The 13,626-nt window shown below is 54.7% G+C and carries 17 protein-coding genes; 10 read left to right on the top strand and 7 right to left on the bottom strand.

Going from position 1 to position 13,626, the window contains the following annotated elements:
* Positions 1-11: 11 nt before the first annotated feature.
* The 5 genes from apbC to ONV78_RS28660 all read left to right on the top strand — a co-directional run bounded on the left by apbC (position 12) and on the right by ONV78_RS28660 (position 4,648).
* Positions 12-1,109: an iron-sulfur cluster carrier protein ApbC gene (apbC, locus tag ONV78_RS28680; protein ID WP_279507940.1), complete on the top strand. Its 1,098-nt coding sequence runs from the start codon at positions 12-14 to the stop codon at positions 1,107-1,109.
* A 117-nt stretch (positions 1,110-1,226) separates the two neighbouring features.
* The gene (gene dcd / locus ONV78_RS28675) at positions 1,227-1,793 is read left to right on the top strand and encodes a dCTP deaminase (RefSeq protein WP_216739791.1); all 567 of its coding nucleotides are present in this window, start codon (positions 1,227-1,229) and stop codon (positions 1,791-1,793) included.
* Between the two features lie 88 nt (positions 1,794-1,881).
* The gene (locus tag ONV78_RS28670; RefSeq protein WP_216739790.1) at positions 1,882-2,538 is read left to right on the top strand and encodes a class II aldolase/adducin family protein; all 657 of its coding nucleotides are present in this window, start codon (positions 1,882-1,884) and stop codon (positions 2,536-2,538) included.
* 77 nt (positions 2,539-2,615) lie between these two features.
* The gene (locus tag ONV78_RS28665) at positions 2,616-3,212 is read left to right on the top strand and encodes a YjaG family protein (protein ID WP_279507939.1); all 597 of its coding nucleotides are present in this window, start codon (positions 2,616-2,618) and stop codon (positions 3,210-3,212) included.
* Between the two features lie 179 nt (positions 3,213-3,391).
* Positions 3,392-4,648, top strand: coding sequence for a valine--pyruvate transaminase (locus tag ONV78_RS28660; protein ID WP_127972648.1), 1,257 nt, complete (start codon positions 3,392-3,394; stop codon positions 4,646-4,648).
* Positions 4,649-4,711: 63 nt separating this feature from the next.
* On the opposite strand, the gene ONV78_RS28655 is transcribed toward ONV78_RS28660, so the two are convergent.
* From ONV78_RS28655 to purM, 3 genes are all read right to left on the bottom strand, one after another.
* Positions 4,712-5,413 carry a DUF3108 domain-containing protein gene (locus tag ONV78_RS28655; protein WP_279507938.1) on the bottom strand — a complete coding sequence of 234 codons (702 nt, stop codon included), beginning with the start codon at positions 5,411-5,413 and terminating at the stop codon, positions 4,712-4,714.
* Positions 5,414-5,533: 120 nt separating this feature from the next.
* On the bottom strand, positions 5,534-6,220 hold the full coding sequence (purN, locus tag ONV78_RS28650) for a phosphoribosylglycinamide formyltransferase (protein WP_279507937.1): 687 nt from the start codon (positions 6,218-6,220) through the stop codon (positions 5,534-5,536).
* A gap of 2 nt (positions 6,221-6,222) precedes the next feature.
* On the bottom strand, positions 6,223-7,281 hold the full coding sequence (gene purM, locus ONV78_RS28645) for a phosphoribosylformylglycinamidine cyclo-ligase (protein ID WP_279507936.1): 1,059 nt from the start codon (positions 7,279-7,281) through the stop codon (positions 6,223-6,225).
* A gap of 296 nt (positions 7,282-7,577) precedes the next feature.
* Here purM and ONV78_RS28640 point away from each other — a divergent pair, with 296 nt between their 5' ends.
* The 5 genes from ONV78_RS28640 (at position 7,578) to ONV78_RS28620 (ending at position 11,472) form a co-directional block, all read left to right on the top strand.
* Complete coding sequence (locus ONV78_RS28640; RefSeq protein ID WP_279507935.1) at positions 7,578-8,693, top strand: DUF2066 domain-containing protein; 1,116 nt, start codon at positions 7,578-7,580, stop codon at positions 8,691-8,693.
* A 143-nt stretch (positions 8,694-8,836) separates the two neighbouring features.
* Positions 8,837-9,424, top strand: coding sequence for a CDP-alcohol phosphatidyltransferase family protein (locus ONV78_RS28635; RefSeq protein WP_253938678.1), 588 nt, complete (start codon positions 8,837-8,839; stop codon positions 9,422-9,424).
* Positions 9,425-9,460: 36 nt separating this feature from the next.
* Positions 9,461-10,159: a DnaA regulatory inactivator Hda gene (gene hda / locus ONV78_RS28630; RefSeq protein ID WP_279507933.1), complete on the top strand. Its 699-nt coding sequence runs from the start codon at positions 9,461-9,463 to the stop codon at positions 10,157-10,159.
* 99 nt (positions 10,160-10,258) lie between these two features.
* Positions 10,259-11,047 (top strand): ParA family protein, encoded by a 789-nt coding sequence (locus ONV78_RS28625; RefSeq protein ID WP_279507932.1) that lies wholly within the window; start codon positions 10,259-10,261, stop codon positions 11,045-11,047.
* Positions 11,048-11,100: 53 nt separating this feature from the next.
* The gene (locus tag ONV78_RS28620) at positions 11,101-11,472 is read left to right on the top strand and encodes a YqcC family protein (RefSeq protein WP_279507931.1); all 372 of its coding nucleotides are present in this window, start codon (positions 11,101-11,103) and stop codon (positions 11,470-11,472) included.
* On the opposite strand, the gene ONV78_RS28615 is transcribed toward ONV78_RS28620, so the two are convergent.
* The 4 genes from ONV78_RS28615 to ONV78_RS28600 form a co-directional block, all read right to left on the bottom strand.
* A complete protein-coding gene (locus tag ONV78_RS28615; protein ID WP_279507930.1) occupies positions 11,459-12,070 on the bottom strand; it encodes a uracil-DNA glycosylase family protein in 612 nt (203 codons plus the stop codon). The two genes, ONV78_RS28620 and ONV78_RS28615, sit on opposite strands and share 14 nt — an antisense overlap.
* A gap of 99 nt (positions 12,071-12,169) precedes the next feature.
* Entirely contained in the window at positions 12,170-12,724 is a 555-nt protein-coding gene (locus ONV78_RS28610) for a 1-acyl-sn-glycerol-3-phosphate acyltransferase (RefSeq protein WP_279507929.1), read from the bottom strand.
* Positions 12,725-12,783: 59 nt separating this feature from the next.
* Positions 12,784-13,362: an RNA 2',3'-cyclic phosphodiesterase gene (thpR, locus tag ONV78_RS28605; protein ID WP_279507928.1), complete on the bottom strand. Its 579-nt coding sequence runs from the start codon at positions 13,360-13,362 to the stop codon at positions 12,784-12,786.
* 13 nt (positions 13,363-13,375) lie between these two features.
* Positions 13,376-13,615 (bottom strand): DUF1289 domain-containing protein, encoded by a 240-nt coding sequence (locus tag ONV78_RS28600; protein WP_127972624.1) that lies wholly within the window; start codon positions 13,613-13,615, stop codon positions 13,376-13,378.
* Positions 13,616-13,626: the final 11 nt, after the last annotated feature.

The following is a 13,626-nucleotide window of genomic DNA, read 5'->3' as shown; positions in this document are numbered from 1 at the left end:
CGGAGAACAGAATGAGCAGCATTGACAGATCTGCAGTGGAAGCCGCCATAAAGGGCTATAAGGACCCCTATCTGAAGGAAGATCTTTTCGCTATCGAAGCGATAAAGTCGCTGGATATTCAAGGGGATACCGTCAAGCTGGAGGTGGAGCTGGGCTATCCGGCGGCGGGCGTCGCCGGCGGTTTGAAGCAGATCGTCGGTTTGGCGATTGAAGATGTGGATGGCGTGGAGCGCGCAGAGGTGAACGTCGGCTGGAAAATCCTGCCGCATCAGGCGCAGCGCAATCTGCAAAATATCAAAAGCGTGAAAAACATCATTGCGGTCGCCTCCGGCAAGGGCGGCGTGGGGAAATCCACCACCGCCGTGAATCTGGCGTTGGCGCTGCAGAAAGAAGGCGCCAGGGTGGGCGTGCTGGACGCCGATATATACGGTCCCAGCCAAGGCATGATGCTGGGCGTGGCCGACGGCTCCCGTCCGGATGTGCAGGACGGTCAGTTCTTCATCCCGATTCGCGCCCATGGCATGCAGGTGATGTCCATGGCGTTTCTGGTGACGGAGAAAACGCCGATGGTGTGGCGCGGACCCATGGTCAGCGGCGCGCTTCTGCAATTGCTGACGCAAAGCCTGTGGGAAGATCTGGATTATCTGATCGTGGATATGCCTCCCGGCACTGGCGACATTCAGCTCACGCTGGCGCAAAAAGTGCCGGTGACCGGCGCCGTCATCGTGACCACGCCGCAGGATATCGCGCTGCTGGATTGCAAGAAGGGCATTGAGATGTTCCGTAAAGTGGATATTCCGGTGCTGGGCGTCGTGGAAAACATGAGTATTCATATCTGCAGCAACTGCGGCCATCACGAGCCCCTGTTTGGCGCTGGCGGCGGCGAGCGCGTCTCGGAAGAGTACGATACGGAGCTGCTGGGGCAATTGCCTTTGCACATGACCATCCGGGAGCAAACAGATTCAGGGTCGCCAACGGTAGCGGCGGAGCCGGATTCCGAGGTCGGCCTGATTTATCGGGATATTGCGCGCAAGCTGGGAGCGATATTGTCGCAGCGGGCCAAAAATCAGGCGCAAATGTTTCCTGAAATCATTATCAAATCGGACTAATGTCCCGTTATATAGTTGATATAGCGCGCTGTTCCGGCATGGGACCTTTGTCTAAAACCGGCTATCCATGTATGATTGCGCGCTTATCGATCAACCTGTGCAGAATGAGTAAGAGTTATGGCGATTAAGTCGGATAAGTGGATTCGTAGAATGTCCCTGGAGCATGGCATGATCGAGCCGTACGAAGGGAACCAGGTGCGCGAGTCGGAGAATGGCAAGATCATCTCCTACGGCGTTTCCAGTTATGGCTACGATGTCCGCTGCAGTAACGAATTTAAAATTTTCACCAATGTCCATTCTGTCACCGTTGATCCCAAGGCCTTTGATTCGAAGAGTTTTGTGGATTTCGTCGGGGACGTGTGCATTATTCCTCCCAATTCTTTCGCCCTGGCGCGCACAGTGGAATACTTCCGTATTCCCCGCAATGTGTTGACCGTCTGTCTGGGCAAATCAACTTACGCCCGTTGCGGCATTATCGTCAACGTCACTCCGCTTGAGCCGGAGTGGGAAGGGCACGTGACATTGGAGTTCTCCAACACGACCAATCTGCCCGCGAAGATCTACGCCAACGAAGGTGTGGCGCAGATGCTGTTTTTTGAATCTGATGAAGTGTGCGACGTCAGCTACAAAGACCGCGGCGGCAAGTATCAGGGACAAGTCGGCGTTACTCTGCCGAAAGCCTGATTCCTTTCTATGATGCAGGCGCTGCGCCGACGATAGGTCGGTTCGCCGCCTGCGGTGTTGGTGTCTCTCTGACGAATTGGTTCGCAACATGGCGCAAGAGGGTGTCATTAAATTTGATCTGCGGCACACGCAGCAACCGCTGCCTGAGCAATTGGATCTTAGCGAGCTGGAAGCCTGGCGAGGCGTGCTATTTGAGCATGGCCTGATTGGGCAAGACCCATTTCGTTATGACGGCCTGGGCTACGGCAACATCAGTATGCGAACCGGTCCAGAGAGCGCCTTTATTGTCACGGGAAGTCAGACGGGAGGCGTCTCTCATCTTGAGGCGAACCAGTATGCGCTGGTGACGGAAGCTGAGGTGGACGCCAATCGCCTGACCTCCCTCGGTGAAATCAAACCTTCCTCAGAATCCCTGACCCATGCGTTGTTGTATGCGCTTGACCCCGAGATCAAGGCGGTGGCGCATGTGCATTCGCCGGAAATCTGGCATAACGCAGCGGCTCTTGGTCTGACGACCACGCCGGAGAGTGCGGAGTACGGCAGTATGGATCTGGTCAACGCCATTAAGTCATTGTGGCGTGACGGCAAGCTGAAGACGCCCGGCGTTTTTGTCATGTTGGGACATCAGGATGGCGTGGTGGCGTTCGGGTCCTCGTTGAGAGCGGCGACCGGCATTATTTTGAACGCCCATCATCAGGCTATATTTGGCGTTCCAACCTCACCCGGCGGCAACCGCCGTCTTTGATTTCCCTTATACTGGAGCCGAAGCATTCGGCTCATTCATTTAACTCTGACTAACTATTCCCGGTAAGGAGACTCCTGGTGGCGTCTTTAAAGCATTTTAAAAAACTCGAAAGTCTGCGCGGCTGGCGGCAAGTGGTATTTGTCTTATCTCTGGCGGAGCGGGCGACCCCGAACCTGAAGTTGTTCGTCGAGTCTCAGGAGTTGACGCTGTCCCGCGAAGTGAAAGGGGTTCTGGGCGCATTGTGGAAAACGGTGCAGGAAAACGCCAAGCTGCAAACTTTGCCCTACGTGGAAAAGTTGGAAGAGTTCCTCGATCAACTTGGAGATATTGACTCCTATGGCGCGCGCCCCGCGTCTGACTGGGCGCAACTGCTCTTGCTGGGACTGCAGTTGTGGGATGATGAGAAAAGCAAAAAGGCGCGTGAAGCCTCTGAAATCTCCTTCCGCACAGTGACGGATTTTGTTGAATTTTCCGAAGGTGAGGGGCTTTCCGACGACGATCTGGTGGCTTTGTGGGATAAGCACCCCTTGGTGAAGGATGAATTAGCATTTCACGATGAGCTATACGCCAAACTACAGGAGCTGCGCGCGCCTACTGCCGAGGGGCTGGCGGAGATACGTAAGCTGAGTCGCCAGGGTGGAGTGAGTAATATCGGTATCTCTCTGGACGGATAAACGCGGTCAGCAGGCGCATCCGTAAAAATACAATTGTCTGCATTCAGCTAAAAATTGTAGTCTCTGACGCTCCCCGTGGAGGTTCTCCGCGGGAAAAAGCCTTAAACTAAATCTGGCCGGCGAAGTTTTCCGGTCGTCGGACGCCATTAAAATAATGAGTCGAGCGTAAGGGGAGTGTCATGTTGTTATCGGAATTTGGAACCAAGTTTACCAGGGAAGCTGGCATCAATTCGTTAATGGAGGATTTGGGGAACGCCCTTGCCGGAGGCGACATGATCATGATGGGGGGCGGCAACCCAGGCAACATCCCTGAAGTGCAAGCCGCGTTTCAAGATCAGTTGGCGCGCATTAGCGCTGACGCAGACGAATTCCGTAAGTTAACAGGCATCTATGACCCGCCACAGGGTGAGAAGCAATTTATCTCCGCGCTGGCCGAGTTGCTGAGCCGGGAGTACGGATGGCCGATCAAGCCGGAGAACATCGCCCTTACCAACGGCAGCCAGTCCGCCTTTTTTATTCTCTTCAACATGTTCGCCGGTCGCTATCCCGATGGCGGACATAAACGCATCATGCTGCCGATGACGCCAGAGTACATTGGCTATGCGGACGCTGGGCTCAGCGAAGATTTCTTTATCTCATCCAAGCCGACCATCGAAATGCTGGATGAGCATACTTTTAAATACCACGTTGACTTTGACCATCTCAATATTGATGAGAACGTCGGCGCGATGTGCGTATCCCGTCCGACCAACCCTACGGGTAATGTACTGACCGACAATGAAATGGCGCGCTTGATCGCGATGGCGAAAGAGCATGACGTGCCGCTCATTGTTGACGGCGCCTACGGCCTGCCATTCCCTGACTTGGTGTACATCGACGCCAAACCCGTTTGGGATGAGCATTTGATTCTGTGTTTGAGCCTGTCCAAGCTGGGCTTGCCGGCGGTGAGAACGGGTATCGTGATTGCTCAGCCGGAAATCATCAAAGCTGTAGCGTCAGTTAATGCGATCGTTAATCTGGCTCCGGGCAGCTTCGGCGCCATGTTGACCAAAGACTTTGTCCGTAGCGGGGAAATTCTGCGAATCAGTCGTGAAGTGGTTAAGCCATGCTATCAGGCCAAGGCGGAGAAGGCGGTGGCGACGCTGCATCGCGAGTTGGATGGATTGCCATTTGCGTTGCACAAAGCGGAAGGGGCTATGTTCCTGTGGCTATGGTTGCGCGATTTCCCGCTTTCCAGCCATGAGCTTTACCAGCGCCTGAAACAAAAAGGCGTGTTGGTGGTGTCTGGCCACTATTTCTTCCCGGGATTGCAGGAAGAGTGGGAGCATACTCATGAGTGTCTGCGTATTACTTATTCGCAGGACGAAGAGTTAGTGGAGAAGGGCTTGAAGATTATGGCGGAAGAGATCCGACGCCTTTACGCTGAAAAGTCCTGATTGATGAAATCCATGCTGGGCGAGTGCTTTCGCCCGGCACGGATGAGTAATAAAGAGTGATGCTTAAGGTTTAATTACCCGGTCGCCCACTTTGGCCTTTTCCAGATAGATTTCGTACTTCTCTCCATCCGGTTCAATCTGCACCATTTGCACCAACAGGTAATTCCAGTCCTTAGCGAACCAGAGGCGGGTTTGGCGGTCGCTGTCCGGCTTGCGAACTTTTTCCACGATGATGCAGTCAATTTTCCCCAGGCGGGTATCCAGCTTTTCTTCGCCGACCACACTGAAGACGAATTCCTTGAGATGTCCGCCATCTGCGACCTTATAAGTCAGGTCGGTTATTCCTTTCGCCAAGTCCAGACGTAGCTGTAACTGGTAGCTGAGCTTGTCCAGTGTCTGCTCTGGAATGGTCATGCTCCATGGCTTGTTCTCAACATTGTTGCGAACGGACATCTTAGTCCAGTCGAAGTCCACGGTAGCTTTCTTGTCCTTGACCCAGCCGCTCCGCTCATAGGAGTAGTTGGTGGGGCGGATGTAGTCGTTAACCCATTGGAAATTAACGCGTTCGTTAATATCCACGATGAACGAGTTAACATCGAAATTGTACGACCAGGAGCCATCCTCAAGCTGTTTCAACTCCCTAACGGCGGTGCCGCGAATGGGAATGCCTTTCTTGTAGGAAGCCTTATATTCCGCCTTGGTGGGGATTAACTCCTGATTTGCGTAGGCCTGACTCGGCGCTGTTACTGCAGAGGCCGCTACCAAAAATAACGAACATGCAACAGGAAGCCTTAGTGTATCTGCGAGCGCCCTGAGGTGTCCCCGCATATATGGTTCTCCGTTGTTTAACTGACAGGTCAACATTAAGCGCTCAGGCGCCTGGGATCAAGCGCCCCCAGGCGTTATCGCATTGCTGATTTGTAATCCGGCGGGAGGAAGTTCGGCGTCATCCAGATAGGCGCGCTCGTCGCGCATGACCAGCCTGCCTTCGCAGAACCAGCGCACGGCTTGCGGGTAGATAAGGTGCTCCTGCAACTGCACGCGATCCGCAAGGCGCTTGGGATCATCGTCGGGCAGAACGGGAACGACCGCCTGGATAATGTTGGGGCCGCCGTCCAGCTCCTCCGTGACAAAGTGCACGGTGGCGCCGTGTGCGGAATCGCTGGCTTCAAGCGCTCTTTGGTGCGTGTTGAGCCCTTGATATTTGGGCAGCAGTGAAGGGTGTATATTGAGCATGCGACCATGATAATGGCGCACGAACTCGACTGTGAGAATGCGCATGAAGCCCGCCAGCACCACCAGATCAGGAGCGTGACGATCTATCTCAGCGATCAGCGCCTGGTCAAAATCAGTGCGGGTTGCAAACTGTCTATGGTCGATCACTGTCGTGGGAACGCCCGCCTTGGCGGCGCGCTCAAGGCCGTAGGCGTCCCCTTTGTTGCTGATGACACTGACAATCTCGCCGTGAACGGTATCTGCGATGACGGCGTCCAGCAGCGCTTGCAAATTGCTGCCGGAACCGGAAATTAAAACGACGATTCGCCGCGGCGCGGATTCAGTTGCAATAGTCACGCTCAGTCAACCAGGCCTTTCATTTCGACGACAGGTTCTTCTTCCGTGTGGGCTTCAATGGTTCCCAGGCGGAACACGGTTTCTCCCGCTGCGCTCAGCAATTCCTGTGCTTTTTCGGCGCTGTCCGCGGGTACGCAGACCACCATGCCGATGCCGCAGTTGAAGGTGCGGAACATTTCGTTCCAGGCGACGTTGCCGTTTTCCTGTAACCAGTTGAACAGGGCGGGGATTTCGAAGGCGCTGACGTCGACCACCGCCTTTGAGTGTGCAGGCAGTACGCGGGGCAGGTTTTCCAGCAGGCCGCCGCCAGTGATATGGGAAAGCGCGTGGACAGGAGTCTGGCGGATCAGCTCCAGCAATGGTTTAACGTAGATGCGAGTAGGCGCAAGCAGTGCTTCGCCCAGGGTGGCGTCGCCAAACGGCTGGTTCAAATCAGCGCCACTGACTTCCACGATTTTACGCACCAGGGAGTAGCCATTAGAGTGAACGCCGGAAGAGGCCAGTCCAAGCAGCACGTCGCCGGGTTTGACCAGACTGCCGTCGATAATTTTGGATTTTTCCACGATGCCAACGCAGAAGCCCGCCAAATCGTAGTCGTCGCCTTCGTACATGCCGGGCATTTCTGCGGTTTCGCCGCCGACCAAAGAGCAGCCTGCTTGACGACAGCCTTCGCCGATGCCAGTGACGACGGTCGCCGCTACGTCAACGGACAATTTGCCGGTGGCGTAGTAATCCAGGAAGAACAAAGGTTCTGCGCCTTGTACGATCAGGTCGTTGACGCACATAGCCACCAGGTCGATGCCGATGGTGTCGTGCTTGTTCATTTGCATGGCCAGCCGCAGCTTGGTGCCCACGCCGTCGGTGCCGGAAACCAGAACAGGCTCCTGATAGCCTTTCGGCAGTTCGAACAGGGCGCCGAATCCGCCGAGTCCGGCCATCACTTCCGGACGGCGAGTCGCCTGTGCGGCGCCCTTGATGCGCTGCACCAGCGCATTGCCAGCGTCGATATCAACCCCAGCGTCACGATAACTTAAAGAAGGCTTGTCATTGGAAGCGGTCATAATAGGTGTCTGCCCTATAGCGTAGGTCCACGGAAAGGAGGCGTATTTTAACAGCCCAGTTCCCCCAGCGCCAATGCAGTAAACAATAAGTCGTAGCGGCTATTCGAGCGAGGCGTGGCCCGCATTGAAGTTAATCGGCTTTAATAGTGGAGAAAAGTTAAATGGTGTATCCTTGCCTGTCGTGCTTAGGCTCCGTAAATCACCCGTCTGGCGATACTGTGGCGGAAGGGGCGAAAAGGGCGCTCCCGGGTGATATCGTCGGGTCGTCCGTAGTTTGAAAAATACGGGAGGATGGCTTGAAACAGGCCGCTAGATTGTTGTTCCGGGCGATCGTCCTGAAACGCCGGATACTGTCGTTTTTATCTTTATTCTTGCTGTGCGGTTATGTCCACGCTGTCGCGATCAGCGACATCTATGACGTGGAAGTGCCGGTTTCCGGGCAGGACCCGAAAGAGCGCGCCGAGGCTGTTGAGAAAGGCGCAGGCATGGTTATGGATCGCGTCGCAGGTAACAGCGGGTGGCGCAATGTGCTGGATGCGGCGGTGCTGGCGGAGCAGGCGCCGCGCCTGTTGGAAGAATACAGTTACGGTTACGCGGTGGTGGATTCAGGTTCCGGTCCGCGTCGTCTGCTTGTATTAAAAGCGCACTACTCCGCACAGGGGTTTGAGAACCTGCTCAGTCAATACAAAGTCCCTGTATGGGGCCGCAATCGGCCGCAAGTATTGGTATGGATGGCGGTGGAAGGCGATCGCGGGCGTGAAATCCTGGGCGAAGGCGCTTCGCATCACTTGGTGGCTGCGGTGAAATATTCCGCGCAGCGTTGGGGCGTGCCTCTATTGTTGCCGCTGATGGATCTGCAGGATGCGTCCAGTCTGAATACGTCGGATTTGTGGGGCTTTTTCGCGGAACCTGTTGAGGCGTCCTCCACGCGTTACAGTCATGACTCAATCCTGATGGTGCGCGCCTATCCGAGAAGCGGCCGCTGGAGCGGCTTGTGGCAGTTGCGAGTCAGCGGCCAGAAGATCGCGGAAGAAAGTGTCGAAGCGGACACCATCAGCGCCATGGCGGATAAGATGATGGAGTCCGTCGCGCTGTCGCTGGCTCATAAGTATGCGGTTAACCTGGGGGCGGACGCCCAGGGCGATGAAGTAACCGTGGAAGTGTCGAATGTGACGGATTTCCGCGCTTATGCGGATATTCTCAAGTATATGCGTCAACTGGCTCCTGTGAAGAAAGCGGAACCTGTGTATGTCGGCGAAGACATCGTGCGTTTTCAGTTGAAGCTGAACGGTTATCCTGAACAGCTGGCTGAGCATTTGGCGCTACAACCAAGACTGCGTCCTGAGTTAGGCCCTTCCACTCAGCAAGAGGTTGGACGCAGACTCTATTATTCGTGGGCCGGCGACCGCTAGGCCGAATAGAGACCGTGACGTCTCTCTTGTCACGGTCCTTATGGCCAAGTCTTGAACCATATTGAATGAGTACAACGCCCGTACGCCGGGCCGTCACACGGAATGACGACGCAACAAGTTTCCGGATAACTTCAGATTTTTTCATGGCCGGAGGAAAACAGGATTTGCGATTAGAGTGGCGACATATTCCTAATGTCATAACCGTGTTGCGCATTTTCCTGGTTGGGCCGATCGCGTATTGTCTGGCCCGTGAGCTATATCGGGAAGCTATGTGGCTGTTTTTTGTCGCAGGCGTCTCCGATGCCTTGGATGGTTTCCTGGCGCGGGCCTGTAAATGGTCGAGTCGTTTCGGCGCCGTCACCGACCCATTGGCGGATAAAGCTCTGCTGGTCACGGTGTTTATCGTGCTGACTTACAATGAGGTTCTACCACTTTGGTTGACCTTGTTGGTCTTCGCGCGGGATGTGATCATAGTGGCGGGAGCGTTGACCTACCACAAATTGGTCGGCGCCTATAAAATGCAGCCCTCGCTGTGGGGCAAGCTCAGTACGCTGAGCCAGATTACCTTTATCCTTGCGGTGATTTTGAATCTCGCGGGAATAGCCATGCCTCCATGGGCTCTTGAGGGCGGAGTCTGGGTTGTCGCGCTGACCAGTTGCATCAGCGGCGCGCACTACGTGATTCTGTGGGGAGGCAGATTTTATCGCGCTCGCAACGGACTGGCCAAGTGACGGCGCTGTAACTGCTTATTAGACTTTGCGTAGAAGATGCGGAAATCAGAAAACACACAAATGGCGTTGCGGCTGTCGAATGGCGAAAGCGCTACGCTGGAAAACTTTTTCGAGCCTCCCTCCGGCGTTGTGGTGCAGTCCATTCAACGCTTTCTCACTGCGTCTGAAGATACTGTGTTTTCCATCTGCGGCGCTTCCGCTCAGGGTAAAACCCACCTTTTGATGGCCGCCTGCAACGGGTTCCATAACGCGAAATGCTTTTATCTTTCTTTGCGTGAGTACGCGGACTTTGGCGTGGATGTGCTGGCCGGGCTGGAGTCTTTCGATGTGCTGTGTTTCGATGACATTGACGCCATCGCGGGGCAGCCGGAGTGGGAAGAGGCTCTGTTCCACTTGTTCAATCGTTGTCGCGATCGCGGTTGCAAGTGGCTGATCACGTCAGCGGAAGCGCCTTCCCAGACCCCGTTTTTGCTGCCGGACCTAAAGACCCGACTGGCCTGGGGAGAGTGCGTGCGCCTTCCTGAGCTGGATGAAGTGCAGCGCATCAATGTTCTGGACATCAAGGCGGCCAATATTGGTTTTCGTCTTTCAGATGAAGTTAAGCAATACATTATGCGTCGCGCCCCAAGGGATTTAAGCTCGCTTTCCCTGATTCTGGAGCGTCTGGACAAGGCATCTCTCGTGGAAAAGCGCCCTATAACCGTGCCTTTCGTCAAATCTGTGATGAATTGGTGACCCTTCTAATCCTTTAGGTCTAACTTTTTGCCTGTTTGGCTGGCAAAATCCCCCCTTATCAGTAAGAATTTTCAGGATATAAAAATAAGCGGGGGGATTATGCGCAGAGTGGTCTTTAATCAAAAAGGCGGAGTGGGTAAATCCAGCATTGTCTGTAATCTGGCCGCCATCAGCGCCGCGCAGGGCTCCAAGACCTTGGTCGTGGATCTGGACCCGCAAGGCAATTCGAGCCTTTATCTGCTGAGCCGCAACGTCATGGAGTTGAAAGATACGGTAGCGGACTTCTTTGAGCAGACCATGGCCTTCAACTTATTCAATAAGAAGGTGGACGATTTCATTCACGCCACCCGTTATCCCAATCTATTCGTCATGCCCGCCAGTCCCGAGCTGGAGTTTCTGGAGCGTAAACTGGAAGCGCGGCACAAGATCTATAAGCTGCGTGATGCGCTGGTGAAGTTGGGCGATGTCTTCGACCGAATTTATATTGATACCGCTCCAGCCTTGAATTTTTACACCCGATCGGCGTTAATCGCCGCCCAGCGATGCCTGATTCCCTTTGATTGCGACGACTTCTCCCGGCAGGCCCTGTACTCCATTCTTGGAGAGATCCAGGATTTGCAGGAAGACCACAACAAAGACCTGAAAGTGGAAGGGATTGTCGCCAATCAGTTTCAGCCGCGAGCGAACCTGCCGACGCAGATTATTGAGTCCATGAAGGAAGAAGGTTTGCCAGTATTACCGGTGCGCCTGAACGCCTCCGTGAAGATGAAAGAGTCTCATCAGGCGCATGAGCCCCTGATACATTTCGCGCCCAAGCATCCGCTGACGCAGCAGTTTCAGGAATTGCATACGATGCTTCAGGGCGCGTCTGCTTTGTCTGAGGCCTGATCGGCGCGTATCATGTTTTTGAGTATCTATTTTTGTTGTAAGAGTAGGCAGTAGTGACAGATCGAGTATACGTAGAGTTGGCGGATGTCCTGTTGGGGCTGGAAATGGAGCTCCGAAATTTAGGCCTGTGGCGGAAAGATCAGCCTCATGAGGAGGCTCTCGCCAGTGTGACGCCTTTTTGCGCAGACACGCTGGAGTTTCATGAGTGGCTGCAATTTATATTCATTGAGCGCATGAAGGTGATTGTGGAATTCCGTGCGCCCATGCCGCCTATGCGCAGCGGCATTGAGCCGGCGGCGGAAATGGCGTATCAAGGGCAGCTGGGCAAAGTGGCCGGCCTTTTAGCTTCATTGCGCAAGGTGGACGAAGCCATCAACAATGCGCGGGACGCATTAGCGGGCGGTCAGGGGTTCAGTCGAAACTAAGCAAGTCGTGCACGTGATTCCGCACTTGTGGAATCACCTCTTCTTCGAACCAGGGGCGCTGCTTCAGCCACAGGGTATTACGAGGCGAGGGATGCGGCAGCGGGATCAGTCGGGGATACCAGTCGCGCCAGTGCTTAACGTTTTCAGACAGGCTCTTGTAGGCGTTTGGCAGGTAAGCTTGTTGCGCATATAGCCCCACCAGTAGAAACATTTCCAGACGAGGCAGTCGCGCCAGAATTTTGTGGTGCCAATGCTCGTAACACTCTTTGCGCGGAGGGAGATCGCCGCTGCGGCCTTTGCCGGGATAGCAAAAACCCATCGGCATGATGGCGATTCGGTTTGTATCGTAAAAAGTCTCTTTGTCCAGGCCCAGCCACGTCCGCAGTCTGTCGCCGCTGGGGTCGTTCCAGGGGATGCCTGTGGCGTGCACGCGAGTGCCGGGCGCCTGGCCGATGATCATCAGGCGGGCGCTGGAGCCTACTTTCACTACCGGGTTGGGCTCCAAATGCCGCTCACACAGGCGGCATGCGCGAACGTCCTGCAACAGTCGGTTTAATTCGCTGTCGGTATCCGTTGTGTCTATCCTTCTTTGAGTCATCTTCTTGCGGTAAATATGACTTCGTTGTTAGCGAACCCGACTCATCCATACAACGAAGATTTTTCCTGGGAGGGCGCGCGTATTGGCTCGTTGGGAGACTCAGCTTGATCCTATTAGAACTTCCACGCCTTGATCCGCGTATATCTGCTTGATCTTCAGCAGGTCGTCCCCTAGAGATTCCGATGGGAAGATTTTGCCGAGAATACGGCCGCGCTTACGTTTGCTGTCCGACATCATCAGGATGATCGGCGCGCCGGCTGCTTTGGCGATATGCCAGAATCCGGTGCGTATGGGTTTGCGTTCTTCCTTCATTTTGTTGCGGGTGGCCTCTGGCGCGATGGCCAGTGTAAAGGTGGCGCGCTTGGCGAACTCCAGGCGCATCTGATCGACAAGATTGGTTTTGGAGCTTCTGTCTACGGGGATGCAGCCGAATTTGGACAGGAACCAGGAGAAAGGCCACACAAACAAATCTTTTTTAACCAGTGTGTGCAGCTTGCGGCGGTAAATGCAAAACAGCGCCAGGATGCGCACCCCATCCATGTTTGTGGTGTGAGGAAAGCCGATCACCACTTGCTTGTCTTCCCACAGCTCTGGTTTCTCGTCATAAGTCCAGCCGCTGAATTTGAAAAGAAGTTTTGAAAGCAGGTACAACATCGCTGTTATTTCCGGGTAAAAATGGTGTGGATCGAAGCCACTTTTAGGGTTTCAGCCCGCTATTGTAACTCACAACCGTCGGAGCGGGTACTCAAGTCCATGGTCGCCAGACTGTGATAAATGGAGCCGTTTTCTCCCTGTGTGCTCTGGTAGAGCTCAACGGCTTTTACGTCAAAATGGAGCGGAGCGATCAGATTGGCTCGCAAATCCAGGCGCTGACGTCGGGAGCGCCCTCTGGCCAGGGTGAGGTGAGGGCGAAAAACACGTTCGTCGACAGCTTCCCCAGCCTGCGCTATGCGGGATTTAATATGTTCATGCAGCGCCAGCAAACGATCATTGGCTGTAATCTGCGCAGTCAGGTATCCCGCGCGCTGGACGCTGGGAAAGGGGGTGATGGCCTCGAACGTGATAGAAAATGCTGGAAAATGCAGCAGACTTTCACGAAGGTCTTTCACAAGGCGCTGCGCGACCTCCGGGTGAAGGTCGGCAAAGAAATGCAGAGTGATGTGCAGTTGCTCCCTTGTTTGCCAGCGATAGTGGCGCGACAACTCTGGATGCTGCGTTCGCAGGCGCTCGATATCCATGAGCAGGCGTTCTTTGACGCAGGGGGGAGGAACCAGGGTGAAAAAGCATCTCATCGTGTTGGCAGGGTCATTGGCGTTGTTTAAGTTGCTTCAGCAGATCCCGCTTCTGCGCTGAAGAATAGCTGCTCCAAGCCAGTATTTCCTGCAGTGTGCGTTTACAGCCGCAACAGACGTCGTTCTCGTCCAGGCAGCAGTTGCGGACGCAAGGGTTGGCGGGCTCGCCGTTGGCGTCGGTTTGACTGGGCGCTTTGCTTGCACCGCTCCACCAATCTTGTGGAGGCGATGATGGGGGCCAGCGTTTGGACATAAGCGACTCGC

The organism is Hahella sp. CR1 (assembly GCF_029813005.1).
In the GTDB taxonomy this organism is placed as follows: domain Bacteria; phylum Pseudomonadota; class Gammaproteobacteria; order Pseudomonadales; family Oleiphilaceae; genus Hahella.
This window is presented reverse-complemented; position numbering and strand designations above follow the sequence as displayed.